18 protein-coding genes are annotated in these 15,424 nt (G+C 53.6%); 10 read left to right on the forward strand and 8 right to left on the reverse strand.

What is annotated here, in order from left to right; genetic code table 11:
* The first annotated feature begins 23 nt into the window (after window positions 1-23).
* Together ihfB and mscL are read left to right on the forward strand one after the other, a co-directional pair.
* A complete protein-coding gene (ihfB, locus tag RYZ27_RS13750; RefSeq protein WP_406680099.1) occupies window positions 24-323 on the forward strand; it encodes an integration host factor subunit beta in 300 nt (99 codons plus the stop codon).
* Between the two features lie 99 nt (window positions 324-422).
* Complete coding sequence (gene mscL / locus RYZ27_RS13755) at window positions 423-839, forward strand: large-conductance mechanosensitive channel protein MscL (RefSeq protein ID WP_406680100.1); 417 nt, start codon at window positions 423-425, stop codon at window positions 837-839.
* A gap of 90 nt (window positions 840-929) precedes the next feature.
* On the opposite strand, the gene RYZ27_RS13760 is transcribed toward mscL, so the two are convergent.
* The 3 genes from RYZ27_RS13760 to RYZ27_RS13770 are packed head-to-tail and all read right to left on the reverse strand — an operon-like array spanning window position 930 to window position 3,325.
* The gene (locus RYZ27_RS13760) at window positions 930-1,421 is read right to left on the reverse strand and encodes a Smr/MutS family protein (RefSeq protein ID WP_406680101.1); all 492 of its coding nucleotides are present in this window, start codon (window positions 1,419-1,421) and stop codon (window positions 930-932) included.
* Window positions 1,422-1,430: 9 nt separating this feature from the next.
* Complete coding sequence (locus RYZ27_RS13765; RefSeq protein WP_406680102.1) at window positions 1,431-2,669, reverse strand: murein transglycosylase A; 1,239 nt, start codon at window positions 2,667-2,669, stop codon at window positions 1,431-1,433.
* A gap of 47 nt (window positions 2,670-2,716) precedes the next feature.
* Window positions 2,717-3,325, reverse strand: coding sequence for a Tim44/TimA family putative adaptor protein (locus RYZ27_RS13770; RefSeq protein ID WP_406680103.1), 609 nt, complete (start codon window positions 3,323-3,325; stop codon window positions 2,717-2,719).
* Window positions 3,326-3,445: 120 nt separating this feature from the next.
* On the opposite strand from RYZ27_RS13770, the gene secB reads away from it, so the two are divergent.
* Window positions 3,446-3,955 (forward strand): protein-export chaperone SecB, encoded by a 510-nt coding sequence (secB, locus tag RYZ27_RS13775; protein ID WP_406680104.1) that lies wholly within the window; start codon window positions 3,446-3,448, stop codon window positions 3,953-3,955.
* On the opposite strand, the gene dnaQ is transcribed toward secB, so the two are convergent.
* From dnaQ to RYZ27_RS13800, 5 genes are read right to left on the reverse strand one after another with little or no spacing between them, the layout of a single operon-like run.
* Complete coding sequence (dnaQ, locus tag RYZ27_RS13780; RefSeq protein ID WP_406680105.1) at window positions 3,946-4,644, reverse strand: DNA polymerase III subunit epsilon; 699 nt, start codon at window positions 4,642-4,644, stop codon at window positions 3,946-3,948. The genes secB and dnaQ overlap by 10 nt on opposite strands.
* Window positions 4,641-5,246, reverse strand: coding sequence for a dephospho-CoA kinase (gene coaE, locus RYZ27_RS13785; protein ID WP_406680106.1), 606 nt, complete (start codon window positions 5,244-5,246; stop codon window positions 4,641-4,643). Before coaE ends, dnaQ begins: the two co-directional genes overlap by 4 nt.
* Window positions 5,243-6,064 (reverse strand): shikimate dehydrogenase, encoded by an 822-nt coding sequence (aroE, locus tag RYZ27_RS13790; RefSeq protein ID WP_406680107.1) that lies wholly within the window; start codon window positions 6,062-6,064, stop codon window positions 5,243-5,245. The genes coaE and aroE overlap by 4 nt, the downstream gene beginning before the upstream one ends.
* On the reverse strand, window positions 6,061-6,660 hold the full coding sequence (locus RYZ27_RS13795; RefSeq protein WP_406680108.1) for a Maf family protein: 600 nt from the start codon (window positions 6,658-6,660) through the stop codon (window positions 6,061-6,063). The genes aroE and RYZ27_RS13795 overlap by 4 nt, the downstream gene beginning before the upstream one ends.
* Entirely contained in the window at window positions 6,657-7,499 is an 843-nt protein-coding gene (locus RYZ27_RS13800; protein ID WP_406680109.1) for a pyruvate, water dikinase regulatory protein, read from the reverse strand. The genes RYZ27_RS13795 and RYZ27_RS13800 overlap by 4 nt, the downstream gene beginning before the upstream one ends.
* Window positions 7,500-7,829: 330 nt before the next feature.
* On the opposite strand from RYZ27_RS13800, the gene hemE reads away from it, so the two are divergent.
* From hemE to RYZ27_RS13835, 7 genes are all read left to right on the forward strand, one after another.
* Window positions 7,830-8,870 (forward strand): uroporphyrinogen decarboxylase, encoded by a 1,041-nt coding sequence (gene hemE / locus RYZ27_RS13805; RefSeq protein WP_406680110.1) that lies wholly within the window; start codon window positions 7,830-7,832, stop codon window positions 8,868-8,870.
* A gap of 19 nt (window positions 8,871-8,889) precedes the next feature.
* Complete coding sequence (locus tag RYZ27_RS13810; protein ID WP_406680111.1) at window positions 8,890-9,333, forward strand: CopD family protein; 444 nt, start codon at window positions 8,890-8,892, stop codon at window positions 9,331-9,333.
* A 119-nt stretch (window positions 9,334-9,452) separates the two neighbouring features.
* A complete protein-coding gene (gene rho / locus RYZ27_RS13815; RefSeq protein ID WP_406680112.1) occupies window positions 9,453-10,748 on the forward strand; it encodes a transcription termination factor Rho in 1,296 nt (431 codons plus the stop codon).
* A 14-nt stretch (window positions 10,749-10,762) separates the two neighbouring features.
* Window positions 10,763-12,094, forward strand: a complete 1,332-nt coding sequence (gene mnmE, locus RYZ27_RS13820; RefSeq protein ID WP_406680113.1) for a tRNA uridine-5-carboxymethylaminomethyl(34) synthesis GTPase MnmE — start codon at window positions 10,763-10,765, stop codon at window positions 12,092-12,094.
* Window positions 12,095-12,130: 36 nt separating this feature from the next.
* The gene (gene mnmG, locus RYZ27_RS13825; protein WP_406680114.1) at window positions 12,131-13,996 is read left to right on the forward strand and encodes a tRNA uridine-5-carboxymethylaminomethyl(34) synthesis enzyme MnmG; all 1,866 of its coding nucleotides are present in this window, start codon (window positions 12,131-12,133) and stop codon (window positions 13,994-13,996) included.
* Window positions 13,993-14,622, forward strand: a complete 630-nt coding sequence (rsmG, locus tag RYZ27_RS13830; RefSeq protein WP_406680115.1) for a 16S rRNA (guanine(527)-N(7))-methyltransferase RsmG — start codon at window positions 13,993-13,995, stop codon at window positions 14,620-14,622. Before mnmG ends, rsmG begins: the two co-directional genes overlap by 4 nt.
* The gene (locus tag RYZ27_RS13835; protein WP_406680116.1) at window positions 14,612-15,421 is read left to right on the forward strand and encodes a ParA family protein; all 810 of its coding nucleotides are present in this window, start codon (window positions 14,612-14,614) and stop codon (window positions 15,419-15,421) included. Before rsmG ends, RYZ27_RS13835 begins: the two co-directional genes overlap by 11 nt.
* Window positions 15,422-15,424 lie beyond the last annotated feature (3 nt).

A 15,424-nucleotide genomic window follows, 5' to 3' on the forward strand; every position in this document is an offset into this window, starting at 1 on the left:
TTTTTTCGTTTAGGATCAAACACATGCTTAGGTCTGAACTCATTACGCGGCTGGCCGAAGAATATCCGGATTTACGTCCGGACGATCTTGAGCGGGTCGTATCCACAGTTCTGGAAGAAATTGGCGATGCCTTGGCCCGTGGTGACCGGGTGGAACTTCGCGGTTTTGGTGCTTTTTCTATCCGTCACCGTGAAGCGCGCAAGGGACGCAATCCGCGAACCGGTGAATCGGTTCAGGTTGAAGCAAAGTCTGTCCCCTTCTTCCGGCCCGGTAAAGAATTACGCGCTCGCGTGAATGGTGGGGAAGATCCTGAGTCCCGGTAACACTGCGCTCAGCTATGCAGGACTGATTGACCGAAAACTAGAATTATAACACTATTTGCATACAGGCGAAGCGGCCTGTTTTGCATAAGGGGTGCTCAAATGCTCAAAGAATTCAAAGAGTTTGCCATGAAAGGCAACCTGGTCGACATGGCGGTTGGCTTCGTCATGGGCGGTGCGTTCGCCACGGTTGTGACCGCGTTTATCCAGGGTGTTTTCCTGCCCGCACTTAGCCCGGTTCTTGGTGGACTGGACTTTGGCAGCTGGAAATATGTCATGACACCAGAAGTTCTGGGACCTGACGGAGCTGTCGTAACTCAAGAAGTTGCGATCAAGATCGGCGAGTTTATCTCTGCGACCATCTCCTTCATCATTGTCGCCTTTGTCATGTTCCTGATCATTAAGGGCATGAATAATATGAAGAAAAAAGAGGAAGAGGCTCCGGCAGAGCCACCCGCTCCACCACGTCAGGAAGTGCTGCTTGAAGAAATTCGCAACCTGCTGGCTAAACAGTCGTAAATGCTTAACGAACGGGTGCTAGATCACCGATCGTAGAGTTTTGTAGAGTTTGAAGAGGGCGGTCATTTGACCGCCTTTTTCTATTTGTTTTCAAAGCTTTCTCAAGAACACGTACCATGCACCGCCGCCGCCATGGCGGGCATGAGCTGGTGCATAACCACTGATCAGGCTGCGGGCCTGAGGCATCTCAATCCAATGCAGGAAATTACGGCGCAGGACCCCATCTCCAGATCGCCCTTTTCCTGTAATGATAATCACACATTGCGCGCCGTTCTGGCGCTGCCGGGACAGGAATTGCGGTAAGCGCCGCCAGGCTTCATCCTGGGTCATGCCGTGCAAATCAAAAGACGCAGAAACCGCCTGTTTGCCACGGCGAATACGGCGCTCATTTTCGCGATTCTGTACCGGGGCCGGAAGGCGCTTCAGGGGTGATCGCGGGGATACGGAAGGAGACATAGGGGAGCTGCCCGGGACATCCGGCATGGCCACGCGCGGTGAACGCTTGCCATCAAGGCGGCGAACATGCCGGGATGCCGCTTCCCAAGCGCGGCGTTCCTGATCTGTCAGCTTTCGATCCGTCATGGCGCTGATCTATGGTAGCGAAGCCTCATCGCCAAGGTGCGATGGCAGAGCCGCAACAGTATTCTCACCGCGCAAACGCTGAGCAACCGCGCGCGGGAGCAGAATCCACATCCGCCCTGACGTGTTCACAGTGTCGGCGCGCGCGCCCGCTTCTGCCCCTGTTCCGAAGTAAATATCCCCGCGGACCGACCCCTTGATCGCGCCACCTGTATCCTGCGCAACGAGAAGGCCGGACCATGGTCCACCAAGGCCCGGCGCGCTGGTCTGAACAAATAAGGGCGTACCCAAAGCATGGAAAGCCGGATCAACGGCGAGAGACCCCAGAGGCGTTAGCGGAACACCAAGAGAGCCATTTGGCCCCAATGTTGGATCGCCTTCAGGTAAAGTCGCGAAGAAGATGTAGCGGGGGTTGGCATTCATCGCTTCACGAACGCGCCTTTCAGGCGCGCGCGCCATCCATGCCTTGATCCCGGTCATGCTTGCTTGCCCGCGACTGATCCAACGTTTGCTCATGAGCCAGTTGGCGGTCGACTTGAATGTGTGCCCATTATTCGCCGCATAGACTGCGCGGATGGTTCGCCCGTCGGCAAGTGTCAGACGACCAGAACCCTGAATTTGCAGGAAAAATAGGTCGCCGGGCCGCATATAGGCGAGCACCTGCCCGGTTGGACGACGCGTGATCTCATCCCGTTTTGGGTAAGGTTTTAAACGGCCAGACCGTTGACGCTGATAGACTTGGCCGCCCTGAACAATGAGGTCAGAAGGCTTGGCGAGGACGGGTTCGGTAAATGGCCCTTGCGGGTAGAGGCGGGCCTCATATTCAGGTTCAAAATAGCCTGTAAAGCGCGTTTCGCCTGTATTCGATTGAACTTCCACCGGAACAAACAGGGCCTGAAGCACCGCCTTGGCGCTACTCGCATCACCAATTACGGAAAGTGCTTCACAGGCCGGAAGCCAGTCCGAAACACGCCCCGCCCAAACCTGACGCGTCGATATAAAAGCCGCTGGCCCCTTTGCTGCGAAGCTCGTACAGGATCGACGCAGCGCATTGAGACCCGGAGCCAGCTCCGCATTATCCCAACCCGGCAACATGTCATAAGCCAGCGGTCTCGGTGGCACCTGCCAGCGCGGCTCCAGAACAGGCTCAACCGGAGCAATTGGTTGTGGTGCTTGTGGGGGCGGGCTCGATGTTTGACAGCCCGCCAAAACAAAGCTGGCCATCATAAGAGTCGTAATCCACCGAATCATATCGGCAGATTGCCTCCTCCCCTTCCAGAGCTCAAGTGACAATACAATTACGGTGTATCCACGTCGTCCAGAATCCAGTTTGGATCATTTGAGTCAACCGAACGCATGAACGTCCAGAATTCGTCGGAACGGCTCGTGGTTTCGCCATCGCCCAACTCAGCCTGAAACTCAACAGTCACCCGCGCAATGCGTGCATCATCCAAGGATGCTTCGGTAATCTCCGCACTACGCAGACGAAGCAGCTCAAAGGCTGGTGAATTGTTCGCTTCGCGCTCAGCGATCGCCGCATCCCAAGCCTCATAGACATCTGTATCGAGCATTGGCTTGAGGGCATCACGGTCGCCGCGGGCAAAAGCCCCAACAATGATTTCGTAAGCCCCTTTTGCCCCTTGTACGAACGTACGCGGGTTGAAGCTCTGGTCCGCCTCGTAAATGGCCTCAAGGCCAGAAGCCGCTGGTCCAGTAAAGCTTGGCCTTAGATCAGTCACATTATCTGTCGGTTTTTCCGTCGGTGCTTGTGGCATTGGTTCAGCCTGTGGCCCGCGGGGTCGACCTTCCGGTGGCCCCTGATCCTGACCCAAAGTGACGTAAAGCCGCCAACCGATAAAAATAGCGATGCCCGCAAGGAGCAGGACTTCAATCATGGCTTGGGACATAGGTACCTTCTTAAAATACGATCTCTGCTTCATATAGTGCAGAAGCGCAGAGTGCCACCCACCGTTGCGCGCCTAATTACTGCATGTTAGGCGCATGGCTTCCGAACAGTGAGAGTATACATGACCGACACACCTGACATGGCCACACAGCCAAACGCCCAACCCGCAGCACAGGCTGGACCTGCCATCCGCGTCCTTGGCCAATACATCAAGGACCTGTCCTTTGAGAATCCGGGTGTCTCGGTTCAGGAACAACCAAACATTGATCTTGGCATCGATGTTGGCGCAACGCCAAAAGGCGATGACGGAACTTTCGAAGTCACACTTAAGTTGAATGCCCGCGCAGGCACAAAGGATCAGACCCTTTTCCTGATCGAGCTGGATTATGCCGGACAGTTCCAGCTGTCTGGTTTCCCGCAGAATGAAATGGAGCCGATCCTGCTGATCGAATGCCCACGCATCCTGTTCCCATTTGCTCGTCGCATTCTATCGGACATTTCTGCGGAGGGTGGTTTCCCGCCGCTGCGTGTTGATCCTGTGGACTTTGCAGGCCTTTATCAGGCGCAGAAACAACGCGCTGCCGCCGCAGCAGCTGAGCAGGCCGCAGCACCGGCTACCCCTCAGTCGTAGCGAGACCAGAGCGGGTTTTCGCCCAGCGTTTCAATAAACGCAGTGTGGGCGGCGCGCTCTTCGTCTATGACAGGCACAGATCGAGAGACCGGGCGCTGGGCAGCTGGCGCCCGGTTTTCTATATCCGCCGCAGTTGTGCCGCCAAAATCAAAGGCGCGCGCACGGCCCCCAAGCAGCTCGAGATAAACCTCTCCCAAAAGCAGGCTATCGAGCAAAGCACCGTGATAGGTCCGCGATTCCAAGCTGATCTCGAACCGCTTACACAGCGCATCAAGGCTCGCTGGCGCACCGGGATAGCGTTTGCGGGCGATCGCAACTGTATCGACCCAGCGAATTTCCGGGATGGGCGAACGGCCACAACGCTCAAGCTCCATATTCAGGAAGCCGCGGTCAAAACTCGCATTGTGCGCAACAATCGTGGAATTGCCGACAAAATCGAGAAAGGCATCGACAATGGACGGGTCCTCAAAGGGCGGCTTATCCTGCAGGTCATCATCGGTAATCCCGGTAATCCGGATCGTGGCCTCCGAGACGGCGCGGCCCGGATTGATATAGGTCTGAAATGTCTTGCCCGTCGGGATATGGTTGATCATCTCAACCGCGCCAAGCTCGATGATGCGATCATCCTGATCCCAGTTCAGACCTGTCGTCTCCGTATCAAAGGCGATCTCTCGGATCTGATCCGTCATGGCGTTTCCGTTGCTAGCTCAGTCATCAGGGCGATGATGGCCTCAACATGTGATTCTGTGAAGCTCAAACCGAAGGCTGTACTGATCACAAAATCGGCTTTTGCGCGTTTATCCGCATCGGACATCTGTTTTGCGAGGATCGTTTCGAACTCGGCCTCGTCCATGGCGCCACGAGAGAGGACACGCTCACGCTGCACACTGGCAGGTGCCGTCACCACGGCGACATAGTCACAGCGTTGATCACCCCCTGTTTCGTACAGAAGCGGAATGTCCAGCACAACGAAGAGAGCTTTTGCTTCCAGAGCTGATTGACGGAAAGCCAATTGTGTTTGACCGACCAAGGGATGCACGATGGCTTCAAGATCGGACATGGCCTCGGGCTTTCCGACCACGAGGTCGCGCAAAATCGCACGATCAATCCCACCATTCTTATGGGCTTCCGGAAATCTTTCGGACAAAGGTCCGACTGCAGCCCCTCCCGCCTCATAGAGTTCATGCACCGCTGCATCGGCGTCATAGACAAGGATATTCCGCTCACGGAACATATTGGCTGTCGTCGATTTTCCCATGCCAATAGAACCGGTCAAACCAAGGACAATCATGTCAGCGTCTCCACGAGTTTACGGCAACGTTTCAGTATTTCATCCGTAGGCGGATATTCATCAAACCAAGTCTCAAAGCTCAATGCGGCTTGGGCGATAAGCATGCCTAAACCGTCAAGCGTTTGCCATCCGTGCTGTGTAGCAAAATCAAGCTGTTTCGAGGCAGCCTTGCCGTAAGAAATATCTACGAAGAACCGATTCTGGCCTTTCGGAAGCTCCAGAATATTACCACTATGTCCGGCGCTAACCGTATTGATCACCAGATCTAAGGTATCAATTATCTGCGCCAGAGCATCTATTGATCCGTATACAGATTTACTGCCCGTTAGATCGGCTGATAAAACTTTGGCGCGGGCTTCTGTACGGTTCAGGATCGTTGGATAGATGCCTTTGGAGACCAATGCATAAACCACAGCTCGCGCTGCACCACCCGCGCCAATCACAAGGGTTTTGGGTCGGGCCTGCAAATCAACGCCGCCCCATTCCAGGGAATCGAGAAAGCCCTGAGCATCTGTATTGTGCCCCGCCCATTCGGTTTCATCTATCGGCGTTAGCGTGTTCACGGCCCCGATTTTCTGTGCGGCGTCGGTTAGATTTCTACAGGCCGCAAAAGCTGAAAGCTTGTGGGGTAGGGTGACATTGAATCCGGCGCATGACTTCTGCCGCAATGCGGCCAGAGCCGGCTCAAAATCTTCAGCCGCAATCTGGATGGCTTCATACGTCGCATCAAAGCCAGCCTCCCGAATCCAGTGATTATGAATCACAGGTGACAAGGAATGTGCGACCGGATCGCCAATAACGCCCAAAAGCTTTGTCATGTGATCAGCAGTCCGCGTGTTCGGAAATAATCAAGCAAAGGCAAAAGCGGTAAACCAAGGATCGAAAAGAAATCGCCTTCAATCTTAGTGAACAATTGCGCGCCGCGCCCTTCAAGTTGATAGGCTCCGACTGTGGATAAGAGGGCATCACCACACTGAGCGACATAATTCTCGATAAAATCTTCACTCAGCGGTCGAACTGTCAGTTTTGGACGAGCCAAATGGCGCCAGATCGGTTGTCCGTTCTCTGCAATCAGAATGGCAGTTTCGAGTGTATGCGTTTTACCCGAAAGCTTGCGCAAATGGTCTTTGGCCGCCTCAAGCGTTGGCGGCTTATCAAACCCTTCCCCTTCAAGGCTAAGCATTTGATCCCCTGCGATCACCAGGCCAGGTTCAACAGAAGAGACTTTTATCGCCTTCATCTCTGCCAGATGCATGGCCTGATCCCGAATGCTGACGCCGCGCGCCCGCATATTCTGCTTCAGCGCATCCTCATCAACATTCGGTTTGATCGATATGGCCTGAACCCCGGCGCTTTCCAAAACCTGTCGCCGTGACGCGCTGCCAGAAGCCAGAATGATCTGTGTTTGTGTCATGACCAGCCCCGGCGCTCGTTCAATTTATTCAGGATCGCAGCCGCGGTTTCCTCAACACTGCGGCGCGAAACATCAATCACTGGCCACTTATTGCGCTGAAACAGGCGCGCAGCCTCCGTGACTTCTGCGCGAACAGCTTCCTGGTCAACATAATCGGTCACACCATCGGCTTTCATAGAGCGAAGCCGGTTCCCACGGATTTGCAGAAGACGATCAATGCTGATTTTCAAACCAATAATCATCGGGCTTTTCAATTCAAACAATTGGGGGGGCGGGGGAACGCCCGGCACAAGCGGGATATTTCCAGCTTTAACGCCCCGATTGGCGAGATAGACACAGGTTGGTGTCTTTGAGGTTCGACTGACCCCAAGGATCACGACATCAGCATCCTCAAGACCGCTGACATTTTGTCCATCATCATGGGCGAGCGCAAAATCAATCGCGGAAATGCGCTGGAAATAATCCTCGGTCAGAGCGTGTTGCCCCGCGACGCGTTCCGTAGCGGCGAGGCCCAGATGGCGTGAAAGCATATGGATTGAGGCATCCAGAACCGGAAGCGTTTGAATCCCGCGCTGGCGGCAAAACTGCTCGAGCTTACGACGTAAAGTTTCGTCAGAAATTGTATACCAAACGACACCGGGGGCTGCTTCAATCTCGGCCATGACTCGTTCAAGCTGCCTATCTGAGCGCACAAGATAGTAATTGTGTTCCAGTGGAATTGTGCGATCAAACTGAGCCACAGCCGCCCGCATCACCGCATTCAGTGTCTCCCCAGTGGAATCAGAGACAAGGTGCACATTGAAATAGATTGCTGGCCGGGACTGCGATGAAACATTCATAGAGCTGCTTTGCCCTGCCTGCCCATTTTGGACAAGCCATGTGGATGACTGTGGATAAGTGAATTTGCCGTTTTAACCCCGAAAAATACCCACAAGTTCAAGAATCTGACTCCAAATGATCCGCTCGCGTTCCTCTGGAGTCAGATTCACGTTGTTAACACTTTATTTACCAATGATTCAGTTGGTTAACACATTGTTAACTATTGGAAAGCCTGTGCAAAGGCTGTGGACAGGTCTGGACAAATCATTTGTCGCATAGTTTTCCACCCAATCCCTCTGCTTAATAATAATGATTCCATCAAAAATGATGTCTGGGATTTGGAGAGCACTATGCCGCAACTGACGCAAAGCCGTTTTATAGACACGCTCTCTGGGCAAATTTCACGTCCAGTTCCTATCTGGATGATGAGACAAGCGGGGCGTCATCTCCCAGAATATCTGGAGCTTCGCGCTCAGGCAAAAGACTTTCTGGACTTTTGCTATTCCCCTTCAATGGCAGCAGAAGCCACCCTTCAGCCGATCCGCCGCTATGGCATGGACGCAGCGATCTTGTTTGCAGATATTTTGTTGATCCTGGATGTCCTCGGCCTGGATGTGAAGTTTGAAAAGGGTGTTGGCCCTATCGTACAAAAGGTCGAAACGGCTGATGACCTTAAAACTGTTACGATTGAAAAGGCGGTTCAAAGGCTTTCACCCGTCTATGAAACGGTTGATCGGGTTCGGGGCAGTCTCGACAGTGATAAGGCTCTGATTGGTTTTTGTGGCGCGCCTTGGACCGTGGCGCTTTACGCCATTGAAGGACGCGGGGGCACGGATAAGAGCCAGGCTCGGATTTGGGCATATCAGAAACCCGATACGTTGCAGGACTTGCTCAATGTGCTGATCGAAGCGAGTGCCCATTACCTTAAGGCGCAGGTGGATGCTGGCGCAAACGCGCTGATGATTTTTGAATCCTGGGCGGAAGGCTTGCCGAGTAATTTGATGGATTCTTTGGTCATAGGTCCGAATGCGAGACTGGTCGCCCGCCTGCGTGAGCTGGGTGTGACGGTTCCGGTGATCGGCTTCCCGCGTGGCGGGGCAACCAAGCTGCCCGATTATGTGAAATCAGTCCCGATTAATGGGGTTGGTCTCGATACTGCCGTCGATCCAGCCTTTGTGAATGAGACTTTGCCAAAGGATATCGCGGTACAGGGGCATCTTGATCCGCTATTGCTGATTGCTGGCGGAAAGATGATGGAAGACCGCGTGGTTGAAATCCTCGAAGCCTATCGGGATCGCCCGCATGTCTTTAATCTCGGTCATGGCGTTACCCCACAAGCGTCAATTGCCAATGTTGAGCGAGTCGTGCAGATCATTCGTGAATGGTCTTAGGGGCTGAAGGACAAGGTTGATGGTTGGCGATCCGTATTTCTGGCTGAAAGCTGTGCATCTGATTTTCATGGTCGCCTTCATTGCGGCGATGGTGATTTATCCGCGCTACAAGCTTCATCAGCTAAAGTCTGCGCCAGGTGAACCCTTGTTTGAGACGATGAAGGATGCCTCGGCGATGTTGCGCAAGATCATCCTCAATCCGTCAATTGTTATTTTGTGGCTCGCCGGACTTGGGATGATCGCTCTACAGCCTTCTGTTATTACAGGGCCGGGTGCAGGGTGGCTGCATTTGAAACTGGTTTTGGTCCTCGGACTGAGCGGTTTGCATGGCTATTTCATCTCAATCGGAAAGAAAATTGATAAGGGCATGGAGATTAGTCCGCGTGCTCTGAAGATGCTTAATGAGTTACCATTCATTCTGATGATTTTTGTGATTTTGCTCGCGGTGTTGCGACCCTTCTAAAGCTTAAAGCTATTGCCTCTTGACCTTTTGGCTCGCTCAGCACATCTAGAGTTAAAGCCGTAAGGCAATAGGTGCGTCCGCACCGCTTTCTTCTTATAAAAATTCGGAAACCAGATCCCATGGCGGACACTGATGTAGAGATCGACCTGCCGTCGCAGGTTTATATCGGCGAACTTAAAGCAAAATCACCAACCGAGCTTTTGGCCTATGCTGAAATGCTGGAAGTTGAAAATGCATCCTCCCTGCGAACGCAGGATATGCTATTTGCGATCCTGAAGGAGCTTGCCGAACAGGAAGTCAGTATTATTGGCCGCGGTGTTCTGGAAGTCCTTCAGGATGGTTTTGGTTTCCTCCGCTCACCTGAGTCAAATTATCTCGCTGGGCCTGACGATATCTATGTCAGCCCGGAAGTTTTGAAGAAAGCGGGTCTGAAAACTGGCGATACAGTCGAAGGCGCGATTGCCGAGCCGGGTGAAAATGAGCGCTATTTTGCTCTGACCGATGTTTCTTCGATCAATTTCGAAGACCCCGAGAAGGCGCGCCAGAAAGTTCATTTCGATAACCTTACACCGCTCTACCCAGAAGAGCGTCTGGTTATGGAAGGACGCGATCCGACCAAGAAAGACCGGTCAGGCCGCGTCATCGATATCGTTTCTCCGATTGGTAAGGGCCAGCGCGCCTTGATTGTGGCACCGCCGCGCACCGGTAAGACTGTTCTGCTGCAGAATATTGCCGCTTCGATCGAAGAAAATCATCCCGAATGCTACCTTCTCGTTCTGCTGATTGATGAGCGCCCGGAAGAGGTGACAGATATGAAACGCTCGGTGAAAGGTGAGGTTATTTCCTCAACCTTTGATGAGCCATCGACCCGTCACGTTGCTGTGGCTGAGATGGTGATTGAGAAAGCCAAGCGCCTGGTCGAACATGGCCGCGATGTCGTCATCCTGCTCGACTCGATTACACGTCTGGGCCGCGCCTATAACACGACTGTCCCAAGCTCGGGTAAAGTCCTGACTGGGGGTGTTGATGCCAATGCTCTACAGCGTCCAAAACGTTTCTTCGGTGCGGCGCGAAATGTTGAAGGTGGTGGATCGCTCACAATCATCGCAACCGCACTGATTGATACAGGTTCGCGGATGGATGAAGTGATCTTTGAAGAGTTTAAGGGCACCGGTAACTCTGAAATTGTTCTGGACCGTAAAGTTGCAGATAAGCGGACTTTCCCAGCCATGGACATCATGAAGTCAGGGACCCGGAAAGAAGAACTCATCACAGATAAAGCGCAGCTTCAGAAAATTTATGTCCTGCGCCGTATCCTGAACCCGATGGGTACCGCGGATGCGATCGACTTCCTGCTTGATAAGCTGAAGCAAACCAAGACGAACGATGAATTCTTCGAAGCGATGAAGAACTAAGCGGAGAATCTGCGATGGCGGAGAACGCCAGCCAGGATACAATTTGCGCACTTGCCTCAGGGCCGCCTCCAGCGGCCCTTTGTGTTATTCGGCTTTCAGGTCCGCAGACGATTGCGATCGCTGAATCATGTCTCAAGGAGGGGTGTCCTGATGCGGGTGAGTCTCGCCTTTCTACAATGATTGCTACAGATGGGGCGATTATTGATAAATGTGTCACGACGTTCTTTGCGAACCCAAAAAGCTATACAGGCGAAGATGTTGTCGAATTCTCCGTTCATGGCGGCGCGTATATTGTTCAAAGAGTGCTTGAGCGTCTGACAGAACTCGGCGCGAGACTGGCAGAACCTGGCGAGTTTACGCGTCGCGCCTTTGAGTCCGGAAAGCTTGATCTGACCCAAGCCGAGGCGGTTGCAGATTTAATCGATGCTGAATCTGCCGCGCAGCACCACAATGCGATGGCACAATTGGGCGGGAGCCTCAGTGGCATTTATGAAGGCTGGCACAAGAAGCTCGCAAAGACACTCGCCTCCATGGAAATCTATATCGACTTTCCAGACGAGGGCGATATTGGGGATGAGGTGACCGAACCAGCCCTAGAGGCAATCGCAACACTTAAAACCGAGTTTCAGAAAGCTCTCGATGAAAGTGATGGCGCAGAGCGAGTGCGCGATGGATTTCTCGTTGCGATTATGGGCCCGCCAAATGCTGGGAAGTCGTCCTTGCTCAACGCGATTGCTGGGCGAGATGCTGCGATTGTTACAGAAATCGCTGGAACGACGCGGGACTTTGTCGAAGTCCGAAAAGTGATCGGACCTTATCTTGTGCTCTTTTCAGATACAGCGGGTCTACGGGAAACGGATGATATTGTTGAGGCGGAAGGGATCCGGCGGACAAGAGCACGAGGCCGGGAGGCCGATTTGCGCATCTGGCTCTCACCATTAGATGAGACTGACTTTGAGGGGGTAGAGACTTCTGATCAGGATATTCTGGTCACCTCCAAGATTGATCTTGGCCAGCCACAAAATGTTTCACGTGAAACATTTCAGCTCTCAGTCAAGACGGGAGAAGGTCTCAAAGAATTACTGGGTGAGATCGAAAACCGACTGGTCCGATTGGCCAAACCACAGGTCTCACCAGGCCTGACCCAACTTCGGCATCGTCGAGCGATTGAATCTGCTCTGCAACATTTGAACTCGGCCGAAATGGCTTTGAGAAATGGAATTGGATTTGAGCTTGCAGCAGAGGATATGCGTCTTTCTGCTCGCTCCATCGAGTCTTTAACAGGCCATCTCGATGTCGAGCATGTGCTGGACTCTATCTTTTCTGACTTTTGTATCGGAAAATAGAGCTTACATCAGGCGCAGATTTCCAGAGGGATAATCATGGCATATGATTTTGAGGTCATCGTTATCGGTGGTGGGCATGCGGGCTGCGAAGCTGCAGCAGCCGCTGCGCGTGCAGGTGCACAGACGGCTTTGATCACACATCGCGCCGATACGATTGGCGAAATGTCGTGCAACCCGGCCATTGGCGGTTTGGGGAAGGGGCACCTTGTTCGCGAAATTGATGCGCTGGATGGTTTGATGGGCCGTATTGCCGACCAGTCAGGGATACAGTTTCGCCTGCTAAACCGATCGAAAGGTCCTGCTGTTCGTGGGCCCCGCGCACAAATCGATCGCAGCCTCTATCGGACACATATGCAGGCCGCAATTGCCGAACAGGAAAACCTGACCGTTCTGGAAGATGGTGTAGAAGATCTGGTCTTATCGGGGCAGACCGTCACTGGCGTGGTCGGTGCCAGCGGTCAGACCTACTTGGCCAAAGCTGTTGTCGTCACAACAGGAACCTTCCTCAAAGGGATCATCCACCGGGGGGAAGAGCGTATCCCAGCGGGACGTCTTGGTGAGAAACCCGCGATAGGTCTTTCTGATCGTCTATACGGTCTGGGCCTGCCAATGGGGCGTTTGAAGACGGGAACACCGGCGCGTCTTGATGGCCGCACGATTGACTGGGATCGTCTCGAGATGCAGCCGGCCGATGAAGAGCCTGTTCCCTTCTCCGATCTCACCGGCCGCATTGAGGTCCCGCAAGTCGCCTGCGGGATCACTTATACGAATAAACATGTCCATGACCTCATCGCGAAGAATATTGAACAGTCCGCGGTTTACTCTGGCGCGATTGCAGGGCGAGGTCCGCGCTATTGTCCATCCATCGAAGACAAGGTGCATCGCTTCGCCGATCGGGACAGGCATCAAATCTTCCTGGAACCAGAGGGTTTGGATGATCATACCGTCTATCCAAACGGTATTTCGACCTCGCTTCCGGCCGATTTGCAGAACGCGTTTATCCGAGAGATTGAGGGCTTGGATAAGGTAAACATCCTCGAACACGGCTATGCGATCGAATATGATTATGTTGACCCGCGCGCACTGGGGCGGGATCTACAGTTACAGGCTTTGAATGGTGTTTATCTCGCCGGACAGATCAATGGGACGACGGGCTATGAAGAGGCGGGCGCTCAAGGTCTAATGGCGGGTCTGAATGCGGCGCGTTTTGCTCAAGGCATGGATCGCGTGACGATATCACGAGATCAGGGCTATATCGGCGTGCTCATCGATGACCTTGTCACGCGGGGTGTGACAGAACCCTATCGCATGTTCACATCGCGCGCCGAGTATCGCTTGAGCCTGCGCTCTGATAATTCCGACCAACGCCTCACACCCATGGGTATAGAGTGGGGCATTGTCGGAGAGAAGCGCGCTGAGATGTTTCACGTGAAACACTCAAAACTGAATGCCGCGCGTGAAGCCTTTCAGGGTGTGAAGATGACGCCTTCTGAGGCAAGGACGCATGGCTGGGTGATTAATCAGGATGGCACTCGCCGGAGTGCCTGGGACTACCTGGCTTACCCGGATATTGATATGGGTATGGTCTTGAAGGCTTTTCCAGAATTGCAGGGCATAGATGGTAAGACCCTCACCCAAGTCGATATTGAGGCATCGTACGCCAATTATATCGAGCGTCAGGCCCAGGACATTCAGGCCTTGAGGCGCGATGAAGCGCTACGCATCCCGGTTGGGTTTGATTATGCCTCTGTTGGTGGTCTTTCGAATGAGGTCCGCTCAAAGTTAGAGGCGGTCAAACCCGAGACGATTGGTCAGGCTTCTCGTGTAGAAGGAGTCACACCCGGCGCGCTTACAGCCCTACTCGCATATGTAAAACGCTCAGGGCGAAGAAAAAGCGCATGATGGACCAGGATGGATTTGGACCGGATGATATTCTGGCCAGTGGCGATGTTTCACGTGAAACAATTGAGCGTCTTGAGGTCGTGATCGCGTGTCTCCACGAGTGGCGTGAGAAGATCAATCTGATCGGGCCTGCAGAGGCCGCGCGTATCTGGCGTCGGCATGTTCTCGACTGTGTGCAGCTCCTGCCACATGTGAACCTATCCAAGACCGTGCTCGACCTTGGATCTGGTGCAGGCTTTCCAGGATTGGTTATGGCAGCCGCGGCTGTGGAGACAGGTGGAACGGTCATCATGGTGGAGTCTGTGGGAAAAAAATGCGCTTTCCTGAGAGAGGCGATTGCGCGCGCAGACCTTCCGGCAAAAGTGCTCAATCAACGGGTTGAGACGACGCAGATCGATGATGTTTCAACGGTCACGGCGCGGGCTTTTGCGCCCCTACCAAAGCTGCTCGATTATGCATCGCCATGGCTTGAAAATGGTGCGATTGGTGTTTTTCCAAAGGGAAGACGCTGGGAAGAGGAATTGACGGAAGCGGCGGATTGCTGGACATTCGCGCATGAGGTGATTCCGAGTCGTACCGGGGATGGAGTCATTCTCAAGATTCAGGAGATCGCCCGTGGGGTTTGAGAAGACACGCATACTCGCCGTAGCCAACCAAAAAGGTGGCGTTGGAAAGACAACAACCGCGATTAATCTAGGCACTGCGCTGGCTGCGGTTGGCCGGAATGTTCTGGTGATCGATTTCGATGCGCAGGGCAATGCCTCGACGGGTCTTGGGATTACGCGTCCGGAACGTCAGATGACCAGCTATGACATCGTGGTTGATGCGACACCGCTTGAAGAGGCGATCCTGGAGACACTGGTACCACGTCTGCACATTGTTCCAGGTGACGAGAATCTGGCTGGTGTTGAGATGGAGCTTGCGGACGATCCGCGCCGCTCTTACCGCCTGCGAGATGCTGTACGGTCTTACGCGAACCGGGCTGCTGAATCCGGTTTGACCCAGTATGACTATATCCTGATCGACTGTCCGCCATCTCTATCGTCACTGACCATCAACGCGATGACAGCCGCGCATTCTTTGCTTGTGCCGCTGCAATGTGAGTTTCTGGCGCTTGAGGGTTTGAGCCAATTGCTTCGTACGGTTGAGGTGGTTCGCAATGGTTTGAACCCTGAGCTGGATATTCAGGGCGTCGTCCTGACCATGTATGATCGACGCAATAACCTGTCAGATCAGGTGGCTGATGAGGTGCGCGCGGTTCTTGGTACGAAAGTTTACAACACTGTGATCCCGCGCAATGTACGTTTGTCCGAAGCGCCAAGTTTCGGGAAGCCAGCCTTGTTGTACGATTATCGGTGCCCGGGCAGTGAAGCCTATATTCGTCTGGCTTCTGAACTGCTTCAGCGCGAACGTAGCCGCAGATAGGTC

The sequence above is a fragment of the Hyphomonas sp. FCG-A18 genome (assembly GCF_045287255.1).
Lineage (GTDB): Bacteria > Pseudomonadota > Alphaproteobacteria > Caulobacterales > Hyphomonadaceae > Henriciella.